Here is a 22,817-nt window from a genome sequence, read left to right on the forward strand (position 1 = left end):
TCGACACTCATTCCCACTCCCAATGACGTCCATCATGCGCTTGAGAAAAAAGCATACGATAACCACTGATGTTCTGGTGAGGGACACCTTGTATCGCTCTGTGAAACTGCTTCTTGTCTAAGTGGATCAAGTTCTCATGATCTCCGGATTCAATATAGAGCTCATCTTGCTCTAGCAATAAATCATCCACCAACATATCGACCTGGTACGCTGGCCCTAAAGAAGGAACAGCACCGGGTTCACAATCTTGAAAAATGGTAGAAAGTTCATGCTCACCAATTAAAAAGTATTGCTTGCCCATCATCCGGCTGATCTTATCGATCATAACTCGCCGATTCGACGGAACAACAGCCATTAAGAACTCATTATTTTGGTCTTTCAGCATCACCGCCTTCGCAACTTGCGCTGTGGGGACATGAGCTGAAATTGCAGAGCTAAATGATGTATCAGTATGCCGATGTCGCATCAGGCTATAATCGACATGATGACTTGCAAGAAACTGCCCAACCGTTAATGCCATGGCCATAGGATCACCTCCTGATTAGCCCAGTCGTATGATTGAAACTGGGACTACCCTATAGCTCATTATGGTGGCGGATTGGCATTTTAGCGACTTATACAATCGCGAACAAAGCGTAAAGTTTAGTTGTCTATACGACGAGATTGCCAGTAAACACTTCGCCAATATGGATTTTGCAAACTGGAAATCATGACGCCTTGTGATGTTGATGCGTGCAGAAAACGTGACTCTCCGACATAGATACCAACATGCCGTGTATCACGCCCGGTTTTAAAAAAAACCAAATCGCCTTCTTGTACTTCTTTGAGTGCTACCCATTTACCCAATTTTACTTGCTGCGACGTTGTTCTCGGTAAGCGAAGGTTATGCACATCGGCATAACCGACTTGCACAAACGCCGAACAATCAATGCCCTGGCGTGATGTGCCACCAAGTCGATAAGGCGTACCTTTCCACTGGCGATATACGGTATCGAATGATGCTTGCTGGTTAAAAGGGACATTTAACGGAACATATTGATACTCTTTTACCATGCTAGGTGCTGGTGTTGTTTCTTCTTTAGGTTGATCGGGGGTTGAGCTGCATCCTACTACTCCTAGCAGTACGAAAAACGATATAAAGCCTTTTCTTATCACCTTGTACCCCTAAGTTTTCAATGCTTATCATCAGTCGCAAATTCAAGCTATTGAACATTTTTATTGAATATTTTTGCTGTCTTTAAGAATAGTACCAACACAATAAGAAGGCGGCTATCTAACTGCTGAAGAATTGACAATAGGTGATTAAAAATAAGACAAAAAAAAAGGCTAACTTTAGTTAGCCTCGAAATTCCACACAACAGAAGGGTAAATGCTATTCACCTAATACACATCAGGACAAACACTATCAGGGATAAGGAAGCCACCTACCGAGTACATTTATCGCCTGTATCTAGTTACTTATCCAGTAACTTTATTGATAACACGCACTCAATGCGAGCAACTTCACGCCCACACTAGTACTTAGCTTTAAAAACAGTCAAATAGTGAAATAGTGCCCATAAATAATTTGAGTGTGTCACCCCTGATTTGAATCACGAGAATAAACAGTCTTTCCCTGAAATATCGTCATGAGTATATTCGCATTCGCAATTTCACTGAAAGGCAGACTGGTAACAACCTTATCAACAATAGCAAAATCGGCTGACTTACCAAGTACAATACTGCCCGTTATTGCTTCAATCCCGAGCGCTCTTGCAGGCTCAATTGTATAGCTATCAATAGCTTGATGAACATCTTGAAATCCGTGCCTACCAAGTTGTAATGACTGGCTAATACGCACCAAGGGAGTCACCTCTTGAGCATTAAATCCAACGCTGCTTAAGGCTGGCTTTATCTTCTTTTCTAACAATGCTGCAAGGGTCACTTTCTTCGCGGATGAGTTGGGAATGTCGACCTTAACCTCACGCGAGAGATACGCCTCATTGTGGAGATCAGTAAAAGACACACTCACATTATGCTTATCTAATAAAGCAAACATTTCGGGCTTGATAAAGTGCATATCAGATAATGTAAAACGTTGATCTGAACTAAAGCGTCTTGCATTTGCAATTGAATACAGTGTCGCTTCTACTGCTGCATCACCCTCCGCTTGCACATAAGCCCCATACCCCAATGTCTGTAATCGCTGTAGCCAAGTGTTTAACTCTGTCGGTGAAAAATAAAATATACCCTTAGCTTCCTGTTTTATCGCAGGTGTTCGGTAAGGCGAACTTAAGCGTGCTGTGCCAAGGTGGTATTGCCCATCTACAGCAATTTTCACTTGGTTAATGATAAGTGATGAGCCAAAATCATTCCGAAATATTGCCTTTAGCTGAGACAGCTGCTCATTAACACCACCGAAAGGAGACAACCGAGGACGCACCGATACTCGAATTTTAAGCTGTCCGGTTTCATGCATTTTATTCCAAAAATCAATGCTTCCCATACGCCATAAACTTCCTCCTTCAGCCAAGCTAGTAATGCCTTGACGATGAAATGATGCAATTTTGGATTGATACCGCTCCATTAATGATGGCATCACAATAGGGTGCGAACCTACTGCTTTTATTAGCGCTTTTTCAGCAATCGAACCAATTAACACGCCATTTGGTCTATCGTTATCATCCCGTATAATTCGACCTCCCAGAGGGTTGGCACTGTAGCGAGTGATTTTCACTTCATCCATTGCACGGCTATTAAGCCATACAATGGATGAATGCGGTTTACTCACGACAACAGGTCGATCGGGGAAATAGTGGTCTAGCCAATCTCTTGGGGTCGCCATAGGAAAAGATCGCGTTAATAAATCATTACTGTAGCCTAATACCCAGCGTTCATTTGGCCATTGCTTTGTTTGATCCATGCACTTAGCCAATCCAATCGCAGCATCTTCAAGTACAACCCTACACGTACTGTGGCTAAACATAATATTATCGAAAACATGGGCATGTAACTCAATGAAACCAGGGTAAATCGCCGCCCCTTCCACATCTATTATCTCGGTATTACTAGTAATGAAAGATCGTGCTTCTGTCAGCTTTCCTAAGAAGCTAATGACACCATTATTAATGCCTATAACGGTGTTTGCGGGGGAGCGGTATACCTGACCATTAGTAATCAACGTATCAAAGTAAATGGCCGCCTTCGCGACGGATAGATATAAGCTAAGTACAACATAGCAAAGAATTTTCAAGCACCGCACGATGATAGACCAATAAGCTTTTGATTATATTTGGTTTATTATATTAGCCTGCCAAATAAGAGCATCTTTGCTCCTAATTACGAACACTTAATGTGATATCAAGCATGCTTTTACTATCGACTCGCTTCTTTTAGGTCAAAAACTGACACATCTCAGATAAAAAGCGGAAAACAGCATATCTTCAACTAGTTTTTACTCTAAAAAAATCTCATAATGAACACAGTTTTGTATGTGAACAAAGGAATACACGTGCTTTCATTTATTCGCCTAGTACTTGGTGCTCTCTTTATTATTGTTACTACACTCTGTGCTCTCGTTTACTGTTCGATATTCAGCCCAAGAGATCCTAAGCACGTCCACGTGTTCTGTCGTTGGTTTAATCAGCTACAAAAAATCATGGGGGTGGAGTTAATTCACCGTGGTAAAGAAAACGTTGCCGACACCCCAAAAGCCGTATATATATCAAACCATCAGAATATATTTGATTTCGTCACGTCACCTGGCATGTTGATGCCTCGTACCGTTACCATCGGTAAGAAAAGTCTACTATGGGTCCCGTTTTTCGGACCGTTATACTGGATCACCGGCAACATATTGATCGACCGTGAAAATAAATCAAAAGCAAGAAATACCATCCAACAAGTCGCAGAAGCCATTCATAAGCGAGATCTCTCCGTGTGGATGTACCCTGAAGGGACTCGCAGTAAAGGTCGGGGCTTACTTCCATTCAAAACTGGCGCTTTCCGCATGGCCATTGAAGCGGGAGTCCCTATTGTGCCTGTATGTGTCAGCTCTGTTCACCATAAACTTTCACTCGCCAACCGTAATAACGGTATTGTTATTGCCGAAATGCTTGAGCCTATCGACATCTCGGAATACAAAGTCGAGGATGCACGTAAATTAGCAGAGCATTGCCATCAATTAATGAAAGCGAAAATCGCCGAACTTGATGAAGAAGTCATTCAGCGAGAGCAAGCTCGCTCTCAAAATGAAGTCAGCGCTAACTAGATAAATGATTATAGGGCTTCTTTGTTCCATCCTTTATCGGAAAACAAAGAAGCCCTTTTAAACTCAACATACCGCTATATTGTTTACCTAGAACCGTTTATCTCCTAGCTATGCTTCTGTTAATAGATCAAACCCTTGACGAAGCTGTTCGCTTTTTAGAATTCGGCCATGTCCCAGCCCTTCTGTTGCGATTAACGTCACATGATCCATTTCACTGGCTAACTCAGATGCCGAAAACGCGGCAAATTTATCGCCGATATCATGTACGATCACAGCTTTCGTTTGTCTCTGCCCAAGTCGCTGTATCGGATTAATACTGTCTAAGGGATACTGATAGTGATCTGCTATTTCATTAACGACTTCGTTGAATAACTTCATTGAATAACCAGAGCTTTCAACAGTCGTTAGTAGATTCTCAGTGTAATTCAAGACAGGAGCAATCAGTAGGACAGGTTTGTTTTCTAAGCACTCATGACGACTCTCAAGTACCATTGCTCCCCCCATACTGTGTGCAACAACACCAGAAATTGAGTCTTGCTGCTCTAAAATAGCATCCAAAGCTGATACAAACCCAGGAAGATGTCCATATCGGCCTTCACTCTCACCGTGTGCTGGGTTATCAAATGCCAATGCGGTGTATCCAGCTTGTGCTATATGTTCCATTAGCGGGAAAAACTGGCTAGACGCTCCTGACCAACCGTGTCCAAGCACCCATGTTGGCCCTGTACCCAAACGGTAAGTCATCATTTTACCCTCTGATGTCTCGACCGCTTCACGGATCAACCCTACAGGTTCAGTTACCGCTCTTGTACTCCGCACAGGTGTTAACAATACGCGTTTTGCCAGCTTTCTCGCATGGGATGGTGCGATAAGATGATGCAATCGTGTCGTTATACTCACCATCCCTTTACGAAAACTAAAACCTTTCTTTTGTTTAAAATAAATCTTGCTGCTCATCCTAACTTTCCTTACCACAAAATAGTACGACCGTGCTTTTATGTTGTATAAAACAGCACTTATACGCGCCATTCTGTGAATATCTCTTCAATACCACACCAAAAACGTTGGTGATCATCGGTTTCTAATGACAGTGAACGGAACAAATGGCTACTTAAATAAATGCCATAAAGGCGATAGACGCCTTGCCAAGTATCAAGTGCTGGTTTGAACTCATTCCGAGCTTTTCCCTTATCAATTTGACTGGCTAAGTAATCTAACCATCGCCGTGTTAATGCCTGTAAGGCGATTTGTATGGTTGAATCTGTCTCAACGTTATCTTTCCACGCATCTAAAAACATGCAGCTACCTTGAAACGACTGATTCCATTCAAGCCAGTGCTTTAATAAGATGCGTAGTTTCTGTTCAATATTATCAGGGGCGTCAATACGAGCAGGCTGGATAACTCGTTCAACAAACATTTGCCCAGCAAACTCAAGAACAGCAACTTGTAAATTTTCCTTCGAATTAAAATGAGAAAAAACCCCACTTTTCGACATCCCGACTGCTTTGGCTAATTGCMCAATGGTTAGACTGTCTAAGCCATCTGTACTTGCAACGTCAAATGCTGTCGCAAGAATGTGTTCCCGAGTCGCCTGTCTTTTATTCATAAGGTGTCATGACATTATTAATTCACGAATAGCTCTTTTTAGCACGATCGTACTTTTTCATTCAAGAACAAATTAGACCAATTCCCAAAAAATCATCTATTGCTACAGTATTAACGTTCAACGAAGCGGAATAGGCTATCAATATGTACAGGGCAATTAACAACCTGATGCACTGTATCTTCTGCTTGCTTCAATGAATCATAGCTACAAGGTATACCGTAAGTGTCGGTAACAGGGTAATCATTTCCTTCACCATCGATGAAATGAATGCCCCACCCTGCACTAAGAAAGTCATGAACTAAACGAGCCTCGATAATCGTTTTATCCGCTACTAGCTGACGACATTCGGACAGTACCATCACTGCTCTCCTAATGACAACTTAACCAATTAAAGTATAGCAAGCCTCTTCTTCTGAGCACTAAAAAGGCCACGAAGAAAACGTCGTGGCCTTTCGATATACTTTAAAATGATTAAACCAAGCTAAGAGACTTGACTAGAAATATCACTTTTTATCGGTAAATCTATTATAGATATAGCTTTGCAACATCTGTTGGTTCAAGCTCAGAACCATCAAGTTGAGCATTCCAGTTTAACCCAACCAAAACACCATCTTCAGATAGTGTGATCATCCAATCTTCAACGAAAACATCCAACGGAATCATAACTGCATTGAACTCGGCCCACTCATCAGCACAATGTTCTTTCGCATCGGCTTCAGCAGACCAGAAAGGCATAACTTCTGATTCTTCAAATTCACTTGATGCAACAGAAAGCCAGTCACCTTCTTCATTACAAAGACCCCAAATTACTTGAGACTCTTTCGTATCTGCAACAAACAACTCAACGTTTGCTTTAATATCAGCGGTTAACTTAGTCATTCTATTCTCTCTTATCTTTTATATAACGCATCAAGTCGTTACTTGATATATGCCCTATAGTAACAAACTTCCGTCGTATGCAGCAGGTTTTTATCTTTCAAGATGATACAAATGTTTATCACGGCTTCTCTTATTTACCCTTAATAGTCAGGCCTGAATACCCTGCAGCCTCAACTGAAGGCGACATAGCGTTTTCCTCGAGATATTTGTACTTCAGTCTAAAATTAAATATTGATAAGACAGCTATACTTACACACAGATAACGGTTACCACACACAATTTCTCTTTTATTCAAGCCGTTTAAGCCACTAAGAGGGTATCTGCATGGCAACCATTGATTGGCTAGCTAACTTAAATAACCAAACCATACTGATACCAAGATCTCATTTGGTGGAAGCTCTTGAATTCTTAGGAAGTAACGCCAACAAGAAAGTTGCTGTAGACTGTGCTTGCGGTGCAGGGAGAGATACCTTGTATTTGCTGGAGAATGGCTATCATGTTTATGCATTCGACAATGATATACCCCGATTAGAGGCACTTTCTGCACACCCACTAACCAGCGACAATCCAAACCTCAACATTCAAATTAGCAGCTTTGCTGACTTTGAATTTCCTCGGGCGAATCTAATTAATGCCAGTGCCTGCCTTTTTTTCAGTACCGAAACTGATTTCAATATTCTTTGGGGTAACATCCAAAATAGCTTATGTATTGACGGTCTTTTTTGTGGCCATTTTTTAGGCAGCGAAACATTACAAGACAATGAACAACTCCCAATTCTTACCCACAGCCAGCGTGAAATTGAACACCTCTTAAACAACTTTTACATCATTTCTTGGAAAAAAAAGCAAGAATATTCAGCCCACCTCACGGGCAAAAAACGTTTATGGCTAGTTCATACTATTATCGCCATGAAAAAATAGCGTCCCTTCCTTCATTACTTTTTGAGCGTATAATTTATTGCTTATACGCATCTATCATCACAACCTATTTAATGAGAAAATACACGCTTACTCTCTCATTCTTCTAGGTTGCTCGATATGCAAAGTCATCGTGCCGGAAATGCATTGGCCGCGTTTTCTTTTGTACTTTGGGGCATTTTGCCACTTTACTACCAGTTTTTACCTCAAGCAGATATCAATGATTTATTATCCTTAAGGATTATATTTTCAGTGCCATTTATGCTGTTTATCATGCTTTTGCTTAGGCGGCCCATACCGCCTTTGTCTGCTCTATTGCAAGATAAACAATCGTTACTAATGTCAGCTTTAGCTGGCTTAATTATGTGTGTTTCTTGGTATGCATTCACTTGGGCAATGACACAAGGTAAAATACTAGAAGCCAGCCTTGGTTTTTTTATTAATCCACTTTTTGCAATTGCTCTTGGTGTACTATTTCTGAAAGAACGGCTTTCTCCAGCCCAGCTGGCTGCCTCTATTTTTGGTGTTATTGGTATAACCTATCAGGTTTGGCATTATGGCGAGCTGCCATGGGTCTCTTTGATCATGGGCAGTTTTTTTGCCTTTTATGGCCTGTGTAAGAAGTTCATTAAATACGATGCGCTTACATCGGTGACACTTGAAGCGATTATTTTAATGCCGTTTGCGCTTGCTTACTTTGCTTTCTCCAGTTTATCAGGGACGAGTACGGTTATATCTGAAGACGTAACAACGCTACTGCTCTATATCGGCTCTGCGCCTATTACTCTAGCACCACTTATCTTCTTCGCACTTGCCATTAACCGAACCAGTTTAACCATGGTTGGCCTAATGCAGTATATTGAACCTACATTGCAGTTTTTATTAGCTGTGTTCTTATTTGGTGAAATATTCGATGAGGTAAAAGCCGTTAGTTTTGGCTTTATTTGGTTTGGTCTAATACTTTGCAGTATTGAGGCTATAGCAAGCCTATGTCGCCAGAAGCAACTATCGGTATCTTAACCCCCCCCCCTTCGCTTTCTTTTTAAAATAATGCACTCTTTTTCCAGGGTGCATTATCATCATTTCATATCACATTTCTTACTATCATGGTTGTTTTTCCTGTCCCAAAGACCATACTTTTATTGTTGACTAACCATCCTACCTATCAGGAAACTTGTTTGAGTACAACAAATTGGAGATGAAATGGACTTTCATGAAAAATTCAATGACAGTTATGAACGCTGCCAGAAACACGATGACTTTTTTGATATTTTCTACGACAGTTTTTTCAAAAAAGATCAAAAATTTCGACAGATGTTTGAAGGTGTCGATATGGTAAATCAAATCAGGATGATTAAAGTTTCTATTGTGATGATCCTACTTTCATCAACGTCTGAGTCAGCACGAGAGGCTATACGTGTGTATGGCCGTCGGCATGGCCCAGAAGGGATTAACATTCACCCCGTCGACTTTGATATATGGTTCGATTGCCTGATAAATGCCGTTAGCTTATGCGACCCCTTGTTTAACGATCAAGTGAAGCAAGCATGGCAAGCATGCTTTAATGAAGGAATCGCTATAATGAAAGAGGAATGCCAAACAGAGAGCTAAAATGCCGAGCGACAATTACAACAATAACATGCGCCGTAATACCTTTGATTGGCGATATGGGTTACTAGTCGCTATTGCTATAGCCCTTGCTGGACTTGCGTTCTTTTTTTCACCAATACACCAAAGCAGGAATTTTTATCAGTATGCTGACCAGCGGGTGATTTTAGCTATTCCTCACTTTTGGAATGTTATCTCTAATAGTGGTTTTATATTAGTTGGCGTATTAGGGCTTCATCATACAGTCAGACGCATCGAGCACGTTCCTAATCATAGTATTGCCTATCAGCTTTTTTTTCTTAGCCTAATTGCGGCATTCGCTGGTTCGTCTGCCTATCATTTCTCTCCAAATGCGTTCACCTTAATGCTCGATCGCATCCCCATAACTATCGGGTTTATTTGTCTCTATTGTATTGTGATCGCTGAATGTATTTCTCAAGAGCTTAGCAAGCGAATGTTCCCTTTACTGCTCGCCTACGGGATCATCTCGGTTATTTACTGGTACATGACCGATGTCAGCACAGGTAGAGGAAACATGGCTGCCTATGTGCTGGTGCAAGTACTACCAATCATTCATATACCCCTTATCATTTTACTGTACCCATCCCGCTATAGTCATTCTCGGTTTTATCTATACGCTTTAGGCTGGTATGTTTTGGCAAAAGGCGCGGAATCTAATGACGAGGAAATTTATCAACTACTCGGCGAAACAGTAAGTGGTCACAGTATAAAACATATACTGGCAGCTATAGCAGGGTACTGTATTTATTTAGGATGGAAAAAACGCAATAAAAAGCCCTGCCATGAGGCAGGGCAATAGTATTATTTGTGGCCGACACCGCGATTTTCTTTTTTCGCTAAGGTGATTTTACCAAACCCTAATTTACGGAAGTGACTATCTCGGAAATCACGTACCGCTTTACTACCAGACGATACGGCTTCAACTTGCTGCTCCATTTGAAAGTACTGTGTTAAATCAATACCTTCTGCTGCTGCAACCGCCTCATGGATAGAGCGGTGTTGAGAATAGGAAAACGTCAGTGTTTTCTCTTGCATTTTATATGTATAAATAATGGTGCGTGACATAACGCCTCCTACAGCAAAATAAGGAAGGGAATTTACCCTAGTTCGCCTTCAGATGAAACCTTCTTTTCTGAAGATGAAAGTACCCCACCCGCTTCAAGCTCTGCTAATGGCATCGGTTTATAGTAATAATATCCTTGCACATAGCGGACACCTACTTCAGCAATGAAAGCTAAATCTTTTTGGGTTTCGATACCCTCTACCACTATTTTAGCTTTCGTAATTCGACCTAGCTGCACAACAACACCAAATAGACTTTTTCCACGCTCTGTATCAAGGTTCAGCACTAACGAACGGTCGATCTTAATTTTATCGAAATCAAAACGAGATAAATAAGCCAAAGACGAATAACCTGTCCCAAAGTCATCTAATGCTACGGATATACCGAGGGTCTGAAGCTGAGTAATGATCTTTGCAGTCTTAACTTCGTCTTTAATTAGCAACTCTTCAGTAATTTCAATTTCAACCTGATGAAACGCTAATGCACTTTGAGCGATCGTCTGCTTCAGTGACTTAACAAATCCATTGGTCAATACCGTTTCTGGTGACACATTCACTGAGAGGCAAAAGCCGGAGCATCCCGCATATGGCTCAGATTCTTTTACGGCATTTTCAAGCACCCAGAAATCAAGTTCTGGCATTAAACCAAGTTGAGAAAATGAGGGTAAAAAATAGGGCGGCTTAATCTTCCCATCTTTTGTCCGATATCGAATAAGTACTTCTAGTCCAGCTAAACCTTGGGTTTGAATATCGATCTGGGGTTGATAGTGCAACAAAAAAGTACCATTAGATTGCAATGATTCCACTTCCTTTTGTGCATCAAGATTGCTTTGTAGTGACGGTATAAAACTCGTGAGTCGAGATCGTGTTGCTATCTCTTCGTCATTAAAAAAGCGATTATTGAATATAGATGATAAATCTAGCCCAGTAGAGCGTCTATCCATAAGCTTAAAAAAGGGATAGTAAAGCGCTATTCCTAACAAGATAAGTGCAATTTGAAACAGTGGGGTCACAAACCCTCCCCCTGTTGCTAAATAGCCACTGATCACCGGAGGCACAATCCAGCTTTGGACAACACTCAACGGCGGTATAATACCTATATATATAGCACCATAGGCCAATATGAAGCTCAGCATAGGCACAAGCAAAAAAGGAACAATCATTATAGGGTTAAAAATAATCGGCACACCATATAACACAGGCTCATTAATATTAAAAACACTTAAAATGAGAACAGTCTTAGCTAGTATTCGGTAACTTTTATTTTTTGAAAATAACAGTATGCAGAGGACTAAGCTTAATGTGTTCCCGCTCCCCCCCATCCCTGTAAAAAAATCATAAAAATTGGTACTGATAATATTTAAATCCGTACCAAAGTTATTCCAATCAGCCATATTTGAAATCGTGATATCGTAAAGCTCAGTTTTGAACATATGTAAAACATTATGTCCATTTATACCAATACTCCATAATAAACCACGAATAAACTCATAGAGCAGCCCATCATAAAATGACGTTGGATCAAGTTCAGGGAAATAAATGAACTGAACAAAATATCGACTAAATATTAATTCAATAATAAAGAAAAAAGAAAGCACTCCACCTAATGCAAGTATACAAATCACAATCATTTTTGCAGAGTTATCAACTGCATTGGAGTAGTCTGATAAAGAGAAATATCGAATCCTCTGTATTTTATCGATCAAAATACAAGTCACATAGGCTGATAATAATGAAATAGCAAAGTTATTCGGTAAGGGGATCACAGGCGAGATTAAACCCCACTGCTGAGATGCGATAAAGAAAACCGCCAATGAGCAAGATATTGATGCCGCTTTAGGTAAGCGTCGTATAGAAGAGACATATGTAGCAAGATATATATTCAGCAAAATAGGGAAAATATGCCCCGTCATCTGGCCAACATAGCCAACGGTTAAGCTAATACTTGTGTACCCGCTTTCTTCAGCAAGAAATGCAATTAAATTACAGAATGTTGCGATCAATGACACAGGCAATGCCATAATGAAAACATTACTTACTGCAATTAAATAAGAATTTGAAGAAAGCCTCGATAAAAAACTTGCCAAAGTATGCAGCCCAAACATTAAAATGTATATGAATAATATCTTTATGCCTAAAGGGAAGTCTCCTACCCTTTTTGCATCATAACAAATTAAATTACATTTTAGTATTTAAACATCACCCCTTAACTAATCCACATAATGTTTTAATTTCAATGTTTAAGCATCAAATAGAAAACATAATTAAATGATTAGACAATAATTAATTATCACGACCAATATCATTGAATAAGCGAATAAAATAGACTTATTCAATAAATCTAGACTATTTAACTACTATCCTAATTCATAGCAACAATATTGAATGGTAGTTACTGCCTAAGGCCATGAGTATCCATACACCTGCTTTTCCCAGAGTTATGCACAGAAACAGTGGATAACTTGCTCCTAAGTGTGTATTTTTCACACAAAAGCAACACTTTGCGATCAAATCATTTTAGGTAGTGAATAACTTGATTACTGCTTCCCTTCCAAACCAGAGAAGGATCATGTAATTCCTTTTCGAACTTCCCATCAACAAGCACATCAACTAAATCTATGATGGCACGTTGATCTGGCGATAGTTCTTCCAAGCGATAGCCTGACCATAGCCAAATGTCTTTACCTTGGCATTCTTCTCGTACACGCTTAACCAGCTGAAGAACGCTTGATATATTTGCTGGATGAAGTGGGTCACCACCAGATAGCGATAAACCACGGCGCTTAATTCGGCTATCATTTAAATCTGCAATGATTGCATCTTCCACCACTTGAGTATAAGCATGGCCAGCATCTGTTCGCCATGTGCTTTGATTATAACAACCACGGCATTGGTGCTCACAGCCTGAAACGAATAGCGTACACCTCGTTCCTGGGCCATTAACGACATCAACCGAGTAATAATTGTGATAGTTCATAACGTTACCAAAAGAAAAAGTGCCCCAAAAAGGCACTTTAAGAATAAATGTAAAAAGAACCGTCTACGCTATACAGCACTCTAAGTATAGCGAGAGTGGATCATTAACCTGCGGTTACATGTGTTTTACCCGGCGAATCACTTCTTCCTGCTTACCACTGTTAAACGGGCGTGAATCCGGCGAGCCTAAGTAGCCACATACACGACGTGTTACAGATACCTTTTTAGGGTCATGGTTACCACATTTAGGGCAAGTAAAACCTTTACTTGTACAATCAAACTCACCAGTAAAACCACACTCGTAACACTCATCAATGGGCGTATTTGTGCCGTAATAAGGAACACGAGAATATGAGTAGTCCCATACATTCTCAAGTGCTTCAATATTACGCTGCATGTTCGGGTATTCACCGTAACAAATGAAACCACCGCTAGCTAACTCTGGGTACGGCATTTCAAAGTCGATTTTATCGTACGGGTTAACGCTCTTTTCTACATCTAAGTGGAAGCTGTTGGTGTAGTAACCTTTTTCAGTTACATGATCAATGACACCAAACTCTTTCGTATCAAGTGAGCAAAAACGGGTGCAAAGGTTCTCAGATGGCGTGCTATAAAGACTATAACCCCATCCAGACTCTTCCTTCCAGCTATCTACTGCATCTTTTAGGCGCTTAACAATCGCAATACCTTTTTGACGCAATTCTTCGCTGTCGTAGATGTGCTCGCCACCTTCAGCATAAAGCGCATTGATCGTTTCGTGAATACCGATATACCCCATTGAAATCGATGCACGACCATTTTTGAAGATGTCGAGTACTTCATCATCAGGTTTTAAACGTACACCTAGCGCGCCTTCTGTGTACAGAATCGGTGCTACACGTGCCTTAACACCACGTAAACGGTCAATGCGAGTATCTAGCGCTTGCTTAACAAGTGCAGTACGCTCATCAAGGATCTTGAAGAACTTATCTTCGTCACCATTCGCTTCAATCGCAATCCGCGGCAAGTTCAAACTTACAACACCAAGGTTATTACGACCTTCATGGACTTCTTTACCATTTTCGTCAGTCCACTTACCAAGGAAGCTACGGCAGCCCATTGGGGCTTTAAATGAACCCGTCACTTCCACAACTTTATCGTAATTGAGGATATCCGGGTACATACGTTTAGACGCACATTCTAGTGCTAATTGCTTTATATCGTAGTTGGGGTCTGAAGGCTTATGATTAACACCATCACGGATGGCAAATAATAATTTAGGGAAAACAGCCGTCTTCTTATTTTTACCCAAACCTTTAATTCTATTTTCAAAAATAGACTTTTGAATTAACTTAGATTCCCATGAGGTACCTAAACCAAGACCTATACTGAGGAATGGGGTCTGACCATTGGAGCTGAAAAGAGTATTGATCTCATATTCAAGGGATTGAAAGGCATCATACACTTCTTTTTCAGTCAGTTTATCAGCATATGCCTCTGGGTTTGGTACATCCCATTCTTGAGCTGTTGCAAGATGCTTTCGATGACTAGCAGTAACATAAGGGGCTAGAACTTCATCAAGACGATTCAGGGTAGTGCCACCATATGTATGGCTAGCGACCTGTGCAACAATCTGTGCAGTTACAGCCGTTGCCGTTTGAATTGACTTAGGCGTGTCAATTTCTGCATTACCCATCCGGAAACCATTCGTTAGCATGTTTTCCAAGTCAACAATCATACAGTTGAACATAGGGAAGAAGGGTGAATAATCCAGGTCATGGTAATGAATCTGGCCACTTTCGTGAGCTTGGACAATCTCACGAGGTAGCATGTGATTCTTTGCGTAATGCTTACTAACGATACCAGCCAGCAAGTCACGCTGGGTTGGGATAACCTTACTGTCTTTATTGGCATTCTCGTTTAACAAAGAAGCATTACTTTGCTCAACAAGACCCGTGATTTCAGCACTTAAAGTACTTGCCTTCTCACGCACAATATCACGGTCATGACGATATTCAATATATGCACGTGCAACCTCTTTGTGTGGTCCATTCATTAGATGATTTTCAACAGCATCCTGAATCGCATGGATATCCACCTGAGTTTGGTTTGCAAACTGAGAAAGTACTTTCTCAGCAACAGACTCAGCATACACTGCATCCATTGATTCCAATGACTCGGCAGCACTGAGAACCGCTTCTTTAATACGCTTGGTATTAAACGGTACTTGGCATCCATCACGCTTGATCACAACAGGGTTCACACAAAGCTCCTAAAAAATGACGCTGTAACTAAACCACTAAATATAGGGCTTAGTAATGGGGCTGGTACTAGATGTGGTGTATTAAGCGAGAATTCAGGAAATTAAACATTGATCTAAATCAGTATTTCACCAAGAGAGTACAGGTTACAACCGATGTTTTCGGCTAACTCTCAAAAATGAAAAATTCACGTGAAACGTACCTTTTTTGTCAACTATTTTATTGCTCACGAAACTAAGAAAACACAAAAAAATTACTTGATTTTATTCTCTTAAGCCGAAAAAGAGCGAGCCTATTGACAGGAATAAAAAGAACTAAAATACCTGCGCTGGCTTTAGTGCTATTACCTATAAATTCGTGTACAGACGGTATCTCCTATACTCAATAACATTGCAACACTATTGAGTCTTACTATGCGTCTAGTTAGCTTGGCTGCCTTTATTATTGGTCTGGGACTGTCATCATTATGTTCTGCTTTCGAGATAACACCCATATCCCATGAAAAGTACACGGGTGATTTGCCTGTACTTTCTGAAAAAAAAGTTATTCGTGTATTAGTCGCCGCGGATCTCGGGTTTTACTATCTTGATCGAGGGCAGCCAAAAGGCATGATTTCAGAGATGCTGCTATTGTTTGAAAAACACATCCTATTGAAAACACAAAAACGCCATCGATTACAAATTATTCCAGTACACCGTGATCAGCTTCTCCCTGCACTTGTTGCTGGTGTTGGTGATATAGCTGCAGCAAATCTGACAATAACAAAACGCCGCCTCAAGGTCGTCGATTTCAGTACGCCGATCATTAAAGACATTCAAGAGCTCTTTATCACCCACTCTACCCGCCCCCCCATTACAACACTCAGCGACCTCTCCGAAAAAAGTGTTTGGGTTAGGGCGAGCTCCAGCTACTACCAAAGCATCAGGAAAATTAACAAAAGGTTGACCCAAAAAGATCTTGAGCCAATGTATGTCCACTTTCTAGAAGAAACACTTCAAGACTATGAATTACTGCAAATGATCCAGGATGGGCTGATCCCAATGACAGTTCTAGACTCACATAAAGCAGAGTTTTGGGACCTTGTTACCGACGACCTACAAATAAACTATGAATACCCAATCAGAAAAAATGCAGGTGTTGGCTGGAGTTATCGAAAAGACAGCCCAGAGCTTGGCGAGCTAATAAATAGTTTCATTCAAGATAATCGCCGCGGTACTCTGAATGGCAATGTCATCTTTAACCGTTACCTCAATAGCAAAGCTTGGTTTAAAAAAGTCGTTAGTCCTAATAACATTGAAAAATTCAAACAGCTTGAAGACCGCTTTATCCGCTATGCCAATATGTATGGTATTAATTGGTTAATCATTGCTGCACAGGCATACCAAGAATCTCAATTTGACCAGTCAAAGCGCTCACATGCAGGTGCAGTTGGCATCATGCAAGTACTGCCTCAAACCGCACGAGAACCCTACATCAACATTCGTAACATTCACAATATCGATAACAATATCCATGCTGGGGTGAAATATATGGACTTTATACGTGAACGTTACATCAACGACGATGAAACAGATGATCTCAACAAACTCTATTTTGCATTAGCAAGCTACAATGCTGGCCCAAACCGGATTCGTCGTTTACGTAAAGTCGCAGAAGAGCGAGGCTTTGATCCCACTCTATGGTTTAATAACGTTGAGATCGTGGTGCGTGAACAGGTCGGCCTTGAGCCCATAACCTATGTGGGTAATATCAATCGTTATTTTACTATCTATAAACAAATTTTTTCTCTACAAAATGCAGCGGGTCAACGTATGGCCTCGGCTAAAAATTTACGCTATATGATCAGCAGATAATTGTTCAACGCATAATCGAACATTAATCCACCAGTATCTCTTGAATGATGAGAGCATGCTCTCACTTTCATCATATAGTCATTTAATTTCACTATACTACCTTCTAAAACTGACATTTAGATATGCGCTAAGAAGCGTAGGTTCTGTTAACGCAATCAAGTTTCAGGCCTACTTCTATAAGGAATGAGTAGTATGGATACGTTGAAAAATATCACCTTTGTTGCACCAACCGAAGAAGAACTCTTAGCCACGAACCCAGAGCAATTATTTTTGAGTGATGACGATGATGAACTGACCAATGAAGTGATCACTAAATGGTAATACCAAACTAAACCAGTGCCAGTTCGTTGATGCTGATTAAAACCAATACTAGCCGTTTTAGCAGGTTTTCTCAGAACCACTCGTTATCGTAATTTTCCCTTTACCTATAAATGCAAAAAAGCCCTTAAAAAAGGGCTTTTTGGACTAGACATATTTAAGTTACATGCTGGTATTACTCTCTCACATAACCATTATTATAGTGCCTTACATCAGGAACAATGTTGTGTTTATTTAGCAGGCGATACATTGTCGCTCTTGATACACCTAAGTCTTTCGCAGCAGAAGCTACCTGACCGCGATGCGTTTCTAATACCGCAACTAATACATCTTTTTCAGCTTCATCTTTTATGTTGCGAAGGCTTTGTTTAAGGTTTGCTTTACTTGGTAAATCAAAATGTTCAGCCTTCACTTCATTGCCTTCGGCTAGCAGCGCAGCACGCTTAACTTGGTTAATCAACTCTCTGACATTACCCGGCCAACTATAGCGCAGTAGCAGCTGCTTTGAGTCTTCTGAAAAAGAAGATGCCATCGTGCTATATTCACGAGCAAACTTAGTTAAGAACGTTTCTGCTAATAAGAAGATATCAGACCCACGTTCGCGCAGTGTAGGTACTTTTATGTGGAACACGTTTAAGCGATAGAACAATTCTTTACTAAATTCACCGTTTGCTACAGCGACTTCAAGATCTGCACTAGAAGATGCAATAACGCGAACATCACAGCTTGGCTCTTCTTCTAAACTATCGTTTGCAGGTACTTGAAGGTAAGCGAGTAAATCGTCTTGTAGTTCCCGCGATAGTTCCTCGACATTATCAAGCATTAATGTGCCATTAAACAACGCACCATCTTCATTACGGTAAGTTCCATTTAATAGCGCCATTTTTTCATCATCACGGGTTAACGAAGCGCAATTAACCGAGATAAAGGCCGTATTCTTACGCTTAGATAAATTATGAATCGACTTAGCAATAAGCTCTTTTCCAGTACCATTCTCACCAGTTAGGAAAACATTTACTTCGGTCATCGCTACACGGCGAACCATATCACGAAGCTGCTTAATTGACTTAGATTCACCAAATAAGCCCATATCATGTTGCGAAGTAATTTCGACCCATGAGCTCGATTCAATCTCAAGCATACCTAGTTGATGGCCAATGGTATCTAATAAATGGCTACCAGGAATAGGAACTGTAAAATAATCAACACAGAAGTTATTAATAAACTGACAAATAGCATCAGTTTTTAATTGTTCTTTTTTGATAATAGCAATCCACTTAACTTGCTTTGTTTTATTTGCCCTTAAAGAAATGCTATTTAAGCTAAAATCATTATTGCTTAAATCAACAACACATATACATGGACTGTATTCATCCAAGATTGAATCAGCCGTGCGGAGGTCGTAACAGCAATGTGTTTTCCAACCCGATTGTTCTAATAGCGCAATCCAAGGTTCATAACTGCATCCAATTGCAACTAAACGACCATTAATTGATTTATTTTGACATTGAGCCACCATCGAAGTCACCTTCTAGCAATGTAAATCTTATTATTGTGTAATAAAAATATAGGCAATAACCAGATAGTTTGCACCGTGTCATAAGTAAGAAAATTCACATAATAATAATACTTTTGCATCGCAAATATGCAATTATTATATTTATCAGTAAGTTGTAAGGGGGAAATTAAGAAGGGATATATTGAACTTTTTATTGTCAACTTTTAATGCTAGCAAAGAAAAAGGGTATTGTTAATAACAATACCCTTTTTCATGACAAAAAAATACTAAACAGGATAATTCTACATACGCAACTTGACTAATAGCCATTGTAAAGTATCGAATTTTCTAAACGACCCCTGAATATCGTCTGTTGGTTATAACTATTCACATCTGCTTCTACATCGAGAATAGTTTGGGTATTAATGTGTGTTCCATCAAGAGAGTTCTGAACAGCAACGCCAAAAGCATCATCACTGATGTTGCCCTTAACGCCATTGTTACCACCGACTGATATCACTTTTAAGGGGTCATTAGTCGCATAGGTTTGGCTACCATCTCGACTCATTAATATACCATTATTAATCGTGAAGTCTGCAATATGGGTAGAAAGGACCGTTTCACCATTAATCGCCGTATTAATAGACAAGCCGATATTAATAATATTATTATCGTTAATAGAAACAAATCCCCCGCGTAAAGAGGACATTTCGCTTTCAGTTAAAGACGTCAGTCCAACATCTTCAATCGATAAATAAGTAATGGATGCATGAGCAATAACTGCTGTACTTCCTATCGCAGATGCGATGAATAGTCGAGTTAACCTTTTCATACTAGCCTCTAATAGTCATTAGCACCGGGTAATGTAATACTAAATGTTGCAAGTGAATCTCTCGCAACAGACTCTGATACCGGTGATGGTGCATATACATTATAATTATCTGCTGTTATAAAGCTTTCACGGCCAAGCTTAGCTTTACTTTTCACAAGTAACACTGCACCTTTATAATAATTTTCAAAATCTTTTATTGGCATAATCATGGTTCCACGCGATGGGTCACCAAGAATAACATTACTGGAATTCATTCCTTTAATGACAACAAAGTGCATATACCCATCAAAGTTCACTATCGTAATTGCAGGTATTCTCAACTTTTTAAATTTATCGAGTGGAATATTATAACCATTCGCATCAAGCCCTAATGATACTAAATAGTTTTTCATGTCTAACATTGAGAAGCCTTGTTGCTCAATTTTGTCCTTGTCGCCATTCTTGAACATATATTCAAAAATGGTTTCTTCTTTCGCTTCCATTTTATAGTGAAACTGTAAAAGTGACGCGACAGCTGCTGAACCACAACTAAAATCATATTGCTGGCGAAACACATCACCAAACAGCTGTTCTTGATAACTTTTAACTTCAACGTTATACCCACCTCTACTCGGGAAGTAATCTAACGCCGATACATTAAACGATGTAAACAGGCTGATGAGCATTATGGACAATTTCTTCATACTCTTCACCGTTCTTATACCAACCAATAATACGATTAATATTAACCAACATTGGCAGTCACAAATATTAGAATTGATAATGTTGAAACAAATAAAGGGCCTTTCGGCCCTTTTCGTTATTAATATGAGCCGCCACCAATAGGTGATACAGCTCCACCTGAGCCAACAAGCGCTGCATTTGTACTTGTTGTTTGTTGTACGAGTGAGTTATTACCCACGTTTTGACCCGCAATGTTGATACCAGAAGCTGAGCCGAATGAATTACCCATTCCATTTACATGGTGAACTTCAAGTGTTGATCCTTGCCCCTTCTTACAACACGCCCCACCATACGTAACAGCTGTATCCATTACCGTACCGTATAATGTTGATTCTGCGAGATATGTATTGATTTCTTTATCAATATCAACATCTTTTGAAGCATCCCACTGCGAATTATCTACATCTTTTACTTCATAGGTATTACCTACGTTTTTCATCACAAGCAAGTCATCATCTGTATTACCAGAATAGTCTATGGTCTTTTTATAACTATTACTTACTTCAATATCAATTTTGGCATCTTTATTACCACTGCCATCAATAGTGTAGCTATCATCATAGCTATCGCCGTAACCATAGTCGTAACCATAGTCATAATCATTTGCTAGCGCCATTSGTGATGCGATCATTGCTGCTAATAGCATAATTTTTGTTTTACGCATGATAATACTCCAAATATTTTGTAATTTTATTTTCACATCCATTTGATTATGGTGCTTATTATTATGTGCATAACAACAAGCACCATATAACCAGAAGCATATTTGTTACGCCCTGCGAAACCAACCCAATATATTTTTATTGATCTTGGTTGCTAGATTATTACTAGCTTAGATAGACTAACAATTACTTCAATGTCAGGTTTACCACGGTTGCATTTTGTATCAACACATTATTACCGGTGTTTTGTACTATATTGAATACGCCAGATGAATTGCTTAAAGCTCCACCATCAATGATGTTATTACCTGTTGTATTATTATAAGCACTATTACCTGCAACATCGCCAAGCATCTCTGAACTTGCATGAATATTGTCAATTTTCAACTCATACTCGCCACCGCGTGTATCAGTCATGACATCCTCATTTAATAAGTCAGAATTTGCTAGAATATCCAACTCATCAGCGGCAAAGCAATTAAGTGAAATCGACATTGCAGCCATCAGTGTTAAATATTTCATGACATCCTCCTGAGGGTTGTACCACAACCCTCAGTTATGTGTTAATTACCTGCTAACGTCGCGTTTGTGCTAGCTGTTTGCTGTAGTAACGAGTTGTTACCCGCATTTTGTCCCGCTAGATTAATACCAGACGCACCATTAAAGGCACCAGACATATCATTATGATGCATTACAGTAACTGAAGATGGCGCAGATGGACCACCGTACCCTCTACCGTAATGACCACCGCCATCACAACATGCACCGCCATAAGTTACTTCACTGTATGTCACCATACCATCAAGGTTTGAAGTGGCCATATTATAATTGTCTTCAATTTTAATATCCCAATCTTGGCTATAATCATGCGTACTGTTATCAATGTATTCATGCTTATCTGTATTATTTACATCATACATTAACAATTTGTCATCATCAGAATTATATGAATCTTTAACTGTATATTCACTGTCGTATGTTTTTGTTAAGCTTGCATCGAGATCTTTATTAAATGAGTCTGTGATAGTGTTTCCATTATCATAACTATCATAACCATTTCCATAACCACCATATGGGTCATATGAATTTGCTAGCGCTAGAGGTGAAGCTACTACTGCTATTAATAGTGCGATATTTGTTTTACGCATGGTCATACTCCAAATATTTATTGAGCAGTTATTTCTTATAATCACTCGCACGTGTTTGCGAGATAACTTAACTATAGTGTTGGCAAGTTTTATGTCTGTATTATTTTTAATAAAATTCAATTCATTTGAATATTATTTTTTCACTTATATATCAGCATTTAAAAACGCCTAAATAATGAAACTCAGTCTCATAATTTCAACATTTAGAACGGTTGTTAATATT

Annotated in this window: 24 protein-coding genes; 7 read left to right on the plus strand and 17 right to left on the minus strand. The window is 39.7% G+C overall.

The window, feature by feature from the left end:
* Positions 1–7 precede the first annotated feature (7 nt).
* From L4D09_RS18405 to L4D09_RS18415, 3 genes are all read right to left on the minus strand, one after another.
* Positions 8–526 carry an aminoacyl-tRNA deacylase gene (locus tag L4D09_RS18405; RefSeq protein ID WP_428458981.1) on the minus strand — a complete coding sequence of 173 codons (519 nt, stop codon included), beginning with the start codon at positions 524–526 and terminating at the stop codon, positions 8–10.
* Between the two features lie 116 nt (positions 527–642).
* Positions 643–1,152, minus strand: a complete 510-nt coding sequence (locus L4D09_RS18410) for an NlpC/P60 family protein (protein ID WP_428459018.1) — start codon at positions 1,150–1,152, stop codon at positions 643–645.
* A 424-nt stretch (positions 1,153–1,576) separates the two neighbouring features.
* Positions 1,577–3,232 carry an amidohydrolase gene (locus L4D09_RS18415; protein ID WP_428458982.1) on the minus strand — a complete coding sequence of 552 codons (1,656 nt, stop codon included), beginning with the start codon at positions 3,230–3,232 and terminating at the stop codon, positions 1,577–1,579.
* A gap of 258 nt (positions 3,233–3,490) precedes the next feature.
* On the opposite strand from L4D09_RS18415, the gene L4D09_RS18420 reads away from it, so the two are divergent.
* The gene (locus L4D09_RS18420) at positions 3,491–4,249 is read left to right on the plus strand and encodes a 1-acylglycerol-3-phosphate O-acyltransferase (protein WP_428458983.1); all 759 of its coding nucleotides are present in this window, start codon (positions 3,491–3,493) and stop codon (positions 4,247–4,249) included.
* A gap of 108 nt (positions 4,250–4,357) precedes the next feature.
* Here L4D09_RS18420 and L4D09_RS18425 read toward each other — a convergent pair whose 3' ends face one another.
* From L4D09_RS18425 to L4D09_RS18440, 4 genes are all read right to left on the minus strand, one after another.
* Positions 4,358–5,206, minus strand: coding sequence for an alpha/beta hydrolase (locus tag L4D09_RS18425; RefSeq protein WP_428458984.1), 849 nt, complete (start codon positions 5,204–5,206; stop codon positions 4,358–4,360).
* Positions 5,207–5,265: 59 nt separating this feature from the next.
* Complete coding sequence (locus L4D09_RS18430) at positions 5,266–5,856, minus strand: TetR/AcrR family transcriptional regulator (protein WP_428458985.1); 591 nt, start codon at positions 5,854–5,856, stop codon at positions 5,266–5,268.
* A gap of 110 nt (positions 5,857–5,966) precedes the next feature.
* Positions 5,967–6,215, minus strand: a complete 249-nt coding sequence (locus L4D09_RS18435; protein ID WP_428458986.1) for a hypothetical protein — start codon at positions 6,213–6,215, stop codon at positions 5,967–5,969.
* A gap of 166 nt (positions 6,216–6,381) precedes the next feature.
* A complete protein-coding gene (locus L4D09_RS18440; RefSeq protein WP_428458987.1) occupies positions 6,382–6,735 on the minus strand; it encodes a DUF2750 domain-containing protein in 354 nt (117 codons plus the stop codon).
* Between the two features lie 324 nt (positions 6,736–7,059).
* Here L4D09_RS18440 and L4D09_RS18445 point away from each other — a divergent pair, with 324 nt between their 5' ends.
* From L4D09_RS18445 to L4D09_RS18460, 4 genes are all read left to right on the plus strand, one after another.
* Positions 7,060–7,656: a class I SAM-dependent methyltransferase gene (locus L4D09_RS18445; RefSeq protein ID WP_428458988.1), complete on the plus strand. Its 597-nt coding sequence runs from the start codon at positions 7,060–7,062 to the stop codon at positions 7,654–7,656.
* Between the two features lie 117 nt (positions 7,657–7,773).
* Positions 7,774–8,673: an EamA family transporter RarD gene (gene rarD, locus L4D09_RS18450; protein ID WP_428458989.1), complete on the plus strand. Its 900-nt coding sequence runs from the start codon at positions 7,774–7,776 to the stop codon at positions 8,671–8,673.
* A gap of 183 nt (positions 8,674–8,856) precedes the next feature.
* A complete protein-coding gene (locus L4D09_RS18455; protein WP_428458990.1) occupies positions 8,857–9,264 on the plus strand; it encodes a globin in 408 nt (135 codons plus the stop codon).
* 1 nt (position 9,265) lies between these two features.
* Complete coding sequence (locus L4D09_RS18460) at positions 9,266–10,081, plus strand: ceramidase domain-containing protein (RefSeq protein WP_428458991.1); 816 nt, start codon at positions 9,266–9,268, stop codon at positions 10,079–10,081.
* A 2-nt stretch (positions 10,082–10,083) separates the two neighbouring features.
* Here the strand turns inward: L4D09_RS18460 and L4D09_RS18465 are convergent, their stop codons facing one another.
* The 4 genes from L4D09_RS18465 to nrdD all read right to left on the minus strand — a co-directional run bounded on the left by L4D09_RS18465 (position 10,084) and on the right by nrdD (position 15,562).
* Positions 10,084–10,347 (minus strand): DUF2960 domain-containing protein, encoded by a 264-nt coding sequence (locus L4D09_RS18465; protein ID WP_428458992.1) that lies wholly within the window; start codon positions 10,345–10,347, stop codon positions 10,084–10,086.
* Positions 10,348–10,379: 32 nt separating this feature from the next.
* Positions 10,380–12,365 carry an EAL domain-containing protein gene (locus L4D09_RS18470; RefSeq protein WP_428458993.1) on the minus strand — a complete coding sequence of 662 codons (1,986 nt, stop codon included), beginning with the start codon at positions 12,363–12,365 and terminating at the stop codon, positions 10,380–10,382.
* 491 nt (positions 12,366–12,856) lie between these two features.
* Positions 12,857–13,321, minus strand: coding sequence for an anaerobic ribonucleoside-triphosphate reductase-activating protein (gene nrdG / locus L4D09_RS18475; protein WP_428458994.1), 465 nt, complete (start codon positions 13,319–13,321; stop codon positions 12,857–12,859).
* Between the two features lie 114 nt (positions 13,322–13,435).
* The gene (gene nrdD, locus L4D09_RS18480) at positions 13,436–15,562 is read right to left on the minus strand and encodes an anaerobic ribonucleoside-triphosphate reductase (protein WP_428458995.1); all 2,127 of its coding nucleotides are present in this window, start codon (positions 15,560–15,562) and stop codon (positions 13,436–13,438) included.
* 411 nt (positions 15,563–15,973) lie between these two features.
* On the opposite strand from nrdD, the gene L4D09_RS18485 reads away from it, so the two are divergent.
* Positions 15,974–17,413: an MltF family protein gene (locus L4D09_RS18485; protein WP_428458996.1), complete on the plus strand. Its 1,440-nt coding sequence runs from the start codon at positions 15,974–15,976 to the stop codon at positions 17,411–17,413.
* A 192-nt stretch (positions 17,414–17,605) separates the two neighbouring features.
* Positions 17,606–17,734 carry a hypothetical protein gene (locus tag L4D09_RS18490; RefSeq protein WP_428458997.1) on the plus strand — a complete coding sequence of 43 codons (129 nt, stop codon included), beginning with the start codon at positions 17,606–17,608 and terminating at the stop codon, positions 17,732–17,734.
* 172 nt (positions 17,735–17,906) lie between these two features.
* On the opposite strand, the gene L4D09_RS18495 is transcribed toward L4D09_RS18490, so the two are convergent.
* From L4D09_RS18495 to L4D09_RS18520, 6 genes are all read right to left on the minus strand, one after another.
* Positions 17,907–19,250, minus strand: coding sequence for a sigma-54-dependent transcriptional regulator (locus tag L4D09_RS18495; protein ID WP_428458998.1), 1,344 nt, complete (start codon positions 19,248–19,250; stop codon positions 17,907–17,909).
* A 298-nt stretch (positions 19,251–19,548) separates the two neighbouring features.
* The gene (locus tag L4D09_RS18500; protein WP_428458999.1) at positions 19,549–20,061 is read right to left on the minus strand and encodes a hypothetical protein; all 513 of its coding nucleotides are present in this window, start codon (positions 20,059–20,061) and stop codon (positions 19,549–19,551) included.
* A gap of 8 nt (positions 20,062–20,069) precedes the next feature.
* Positions 20,070–20,744 (minus strand): C39 family peptidase, encoded by a 675-nt coding sequence (locus L4D09_RS18505; protein WP_428459000.1) that lies wholly within the window; start codon positions 20,742–20,744, stop codon positions 20,070–20,072.
* Positions 20,745–20,863: 119 nt separating this feature from the next.
* Positions 20,864–21,448 (minus strand): hypothetical protein, encoded by a 585-nt coding sequence (locus L4D09_RS18510; RefSeq protein ID WP_428459001.1) that lies wholly within the window; start codon positions 21,446–21,448, stop codon positions 20,864–20,866.
* A gap of 184 nt (positions 21,449–21,632) precedes the next feature.
* On the minus strand, positions 21,633–21,968 hold the full coding sequence (locus tag L4D09_RS18515; protein WP_428459002.1) for a carbon storage regulator: 336 nt from the start codon (positions 21,966–21,968) through the stop codon (positions 21,633–21,635).
* A 41-nt stretch (positions 21,969–22,009) separates the two neighbouring features.
* Positions 22,010–22,594 (minus strand): hypothetical protein, encoded by a 585-nt coding sequence (locus L4D09_RS18520; protein WP_428459003.1) that lies wholly within the window; start codon positions 22,592–22,594, stop codon positions 22,010–22,012.
* Positions 22,595–22,817: the final 223 nt, after the last annotated feature.

It is taken from the genome of Photobacterium makurazakiensis (assembly GCF_050336715.1).
In the GTDB taxonomy this organism is placed as follows: Bacteria; Pseudomonadota; Gammaproteobacteria; order Enterobacterales; family Vibrionaceae; genus Photobacterium; species Photobacterium makurazakiensis.